Source organism: Methylophaga sp. SB9B (assembly GCF_004832235.1).
Classification (GTDB): domain Bacteria; phylum Pseudomonadota; class Gammaproteobacteria; order Nitrosococcales; family Methylophagaceae; genus Methylophaga; species Methylophaga muralis.
Map to the genome: position 1 here is coordinate 110,054 of NZ_SSXS01000014.1, position 3,680 is coordinate 113,733.

4 protein-coding genes are annotated in these 3,680 nt (G+C 41.5%); 1 reads left to right on the top strand and 3 read right to left on the bottom strand.

Annotated elements, in window-relative coordinates; all coding sequences use genetic code 11:
* The first annotated feature begins 365 nt into the window (after positions 1 to 365).
* The gene (locus E8Q33_RS13910; RefSeq protein ID WP_247870121.1) at positions 366 to 857 is read left to right on the top strand and encodes a DUF3368 domain-containing protein; all 492 of its coding nucleotides are present in this window, start codon (positions 366 to 368) and stop codon (positions 855 to 857) included.
* Positions 858 to 893: 36 nt separating this feature from the next.
* Here E8Q33_RS13910 and mdh read toward each other — a convergent pair whose 3' ends face one another.
* The 3 genes from mdh to E8Q33_RS13925 all read right to left on the bottom strand — a co-directional run bounded on the left by mdh (position 894) and on the right by E8Q33_RS13925 (position 3,472).
* Positions 894 to 1,847, bottom strand: a complete 954-nt coding sequence (mdh, locus tag E8Q33_RS13915; protein WP_136555478.1) for a malate dehydrogenase — start codon at positions 1,845 to 1,847, stop codon at positions 894 to 896.
* 95 nt (positions 1,848 to 1,942) lie between these two features.
* Complete coding sequence (locus tag E8Q33_RS13920) at positions 1,943 to 2,311, bottom strand: hypothetical protein (protein ID WP_136555480.1); 369 nt, start codon at positions 2,309 to 2,311, stop codon at positions 1,943 to 1,945.
* A gap of 462 nt (positions 2,312 to 2,773) precedes the next feature.
* A complete protein-coding gene (locus E8Q33_RS13925) occupies positions 2,774 to 3,472 on the bottom strand; it encodes a hypothetical protein (RefSeq protein ID WP_136555482.1) in 699 nt (232 codons plus the stop codon).
* Positions 3,473 to 3,680: the final 208 nt, after the last annotated feature.

The window sequence follows — 3,680 nt, forward strand, 5'->3', positions numbered from 1 at the left end:
CTTTCCTGCTACCACGTGAAGCTTTATACCAACATTTAGGCAATCGTCGAAGCGCTATTGAATGGCGAGAATTGTTTATGCTCAAACATGAGTTCGGCATCAGTATGATGGCGGTACTTATGCGGGCCGGCAGTGCGGGATAATCAGCGAAAGTCTTCAAAAACGCTATTTTATGCATTTTAGCAAGCTGGGCTGGCGCACTCGAGAGCCTGAAGATCAGTATCCAAATGAAGACACTTATCTATATAAGCAGCTCGTATATCGTGCACTGGGAGAAAACTATATTGGTGAATCAAAAGCTGCTGAGTTAATGAAAATGTCATTATCGAGCTTTCATAACGAGCGAAAGCCAGGAATGATGAGCAGTGCAGCTATTAATTAGTGACGCCAACATCTTAATCGACCTAGAAGAGGGGCAGCTCATTCAGATTATGTTTGAGCTGCCATATCAATTTTCAATCCCAGACATACTCTTCGAAGAAGAACTCCAAGAACAGCATAACCACCTACTTGAATTAGGGTTGTCTACAAGAGAACTAACCAGCACCTCAATGATGCAGGTTATGAACTTGACTCAGCAATATACTAAACCCAGCAGGAATGATTGTTTTGCATTGGCTCTTGCACAACAAGAAAACTGTCCATTAATAACGGGTGATAAAGCATTGCGAGAAGCGGCAGAAATTGAAGGCGTAGAAGTAAAAGGCACGCTCTGGATTGTCGAACAAATGGTCCGACAACAACTTATTACAACGACAGAAGCGAGAGCCGCTTACCAACATATGAAGGATGCTAACAGAAGACTGCCTTGGGATATTGCTCAAGCTATTCTTGATGGCATTGACGCAGCCAGTTAAATCCTTTTTATAGATTTAACTTTATTTGGCTGATACTTAGCAGTCTCCACCATACCCCAACAACGCCACCACCTCTTTCACCGCATTCATTGAATGTTCGAGTTTGGCTTTTTCATCAAAATCTAAATTGAGTTCGATGATTTTTTCAGCACCCTTACAGCCCAAAATAGTGGGCAGACCGATAAATAAATCCGTGTAACCGTATTCACCCTGGGTATAAACAACGCTGGGAATAAGGCGTTTTTGATCTTTCAATATCGATTCAATAGTCTGGGCGGTGGCGGCGGCGGCTGCGTAATAACTGCTATAGCCGAGCAAATTCACAATCTCTCCACCACCATGTGCTGTGCGATGAATGATTTCTTCCAGACGTTTTTCACTGATCAAATCAAGAATAGGAATCCCCGAAATAGTGGTATGTGTGGGTAATGGCACCATCGCATCACCGTGACCTCCAATGACAAGACCATTTACGTCTTTAACGCTAACGCCCAACTCCATCGCGATAAACGCTTTATAGCGAGTGGTATCCAATGCGCCCGCCTGCCCGATAATGCGTTCATTGGCAAAGCCAGTGACCTCTTTCACCACATGACACATCGCTTCAATCGGGTTGGTCACAACAATCACAATGCTATTGGGGGCGTAGTGTTTAATATGCTCTGCCGCCTGCTCCATCACCACCTGATTGATTTTGATTAACTCGTCACGGCCTGGATATTTACCGGTTTCAGGGTCTTTACGCCGTGGCACGCCAGCAGAAACCACCACAATATTCGCATCAGCAATGATTTCAGGATGATTACTGCCAGTGATCTTCGCATCAAAACCAGCCGCCGGACCGGACTGCATTAAATCCAGTGCCTTGCCCTCGGCTATTTGCTGATAAATATCAAATAACGCGATATCGCCTAATTCTTTTTGAGCTAACCAGTGGGCCGTAGTGGCACCGACATTTCCAGCACCGTAGAGAGCAATTTTGTTTTGCATCTTGTTTCCTTACTTTGTCGGGTTCGGTTTTTACATTAATCAAGAATCATTAATTTTGCATCAAGGAAACCCTAACTTTACTAATGCTCAAATTGTCAGCCATCTGAATCTACACCTTTAAGGATATTTTCAGTTTTTTTAACTGAGTCAGCCTTGTTAGCATAAATTCGAGCAACTGAAGATAACGCAGACGCACCCATAGCAAATGCGATTATAAATGGTGCAATTAAAACAACTAAGGGTGGAGATACAAAAAAAGAATAAATACCAACTGGAGCAAGACTCCATGCTGCTAAAGCAGCAACTGCAGCAGCAACTTTGGCAATTCCGGAGATATCCTCTGCGACTTCTGCAATTTGGCGATGAGAATGACGCAATTTGTATATGCCAATTAAACGGCGAAAAACAAATATGCCACAAATTAAAATGATAAAAATTGCCAGGAATGCCAGAAGTCGCTGCAAGGATAACTCCATTTATAAAACAGATTAAAAATCTATTTACAATATGCGTATATATTTATCAAATTAGGTTAATTGACATCTTGATACTGCCACCTTGGCTATTCAGCATAAACGATATTGAGAACAGGGTATTTCATTTATCTTGCTGTTTCCAACTATTCACCATCTCCAAAAGCACCGCCACCTTTACCACCGGACACCGTTTGGTTTATTGCTACTAAAAAAAGGGTTGGGATCAATATGATGCTCAGTTATAAAAGAAACTAAGTGCTTTCAAAATAATGTCATCTAAATTTCAATTTTCTCTGACCCCTTTGATCTAAATTGAATTCTAACGAGATCGCTCAGGGTCCGAGTCGATTAATATTTCTTTTCTAAACTAAACTTGGTGTTAACTATGTTTCAATTTGCTCTGGCCCTTTTACTTTCTCTGCCCCCAAATATTCTTTAGCCATTATTTTCTTAGTTAAAACCAATTTGCTTAAGTATCATTCTGCCAATTGGCGTTAGGTCTCTGTACGATATGGATAACTTTCCAGAAAATTTGTCGAATTCTGGCATCCCTGTATTGCTGTCCATGCGGTAATGAGGCCTGATGAGACCGATACGCTCTAAGTGTTCTTTATAACTATTTTGCAGAGAAGCTTTCTCCATTGTGCGTTCATCCGACCCAAGATGCGCACGAACCGGCTCAAGAATATTTCTATGTTTCTTCCTAAATTCTTCATCTCCGCTAATTGTAGGAACCATAAAGAACCTAAGCCATATAATCTCTTGTTCATTAAGTTCTTGAAGTAACTTCAATATATACTTTGACTCTGAATATTCAATTGCTTCGTCATCGACTCCATTAGCCACAACATTGGCAACATACTTTCTTCGTTCATCTGTTAATGATCGAGAAGCTTGAACGAAACCCTCTTCAAAAAGATCAATGCCTTCTACACTATTCAATGCATTATCGATTTTCACGCGATCTATATTGGAAAGCCGTGCCTCAAGCTCTTTAACGTATTTTGTTAATCTATCTACTCTCTGATTTGGTATTAAATTCCCAACTAGTTCCGATAGCAAAGGCCCAACAAAAGGCACAGCGCCTAAGACAGATTTGGCAGTTGCTACTAACGTGTCCATTTTGTCTTGTTCTAGATCATCCGTCATAGTTGCTCTCATTGGCTAACGCCCATGTAAAAGACGCATTTGTAGTGATCAACGTGAACGAAAAATGCGTCCTAGTTGGTGGTGACCTTTCCCCTGAATTAGTACCAGTCCCATGATGAGATTTGGCTACTTTATGCTGCCTGTTTAGCGTATTCAACTGGCGGCATGTAATTCAGTGAGCTATGCGGCCGGACATGGTTGTAATGCT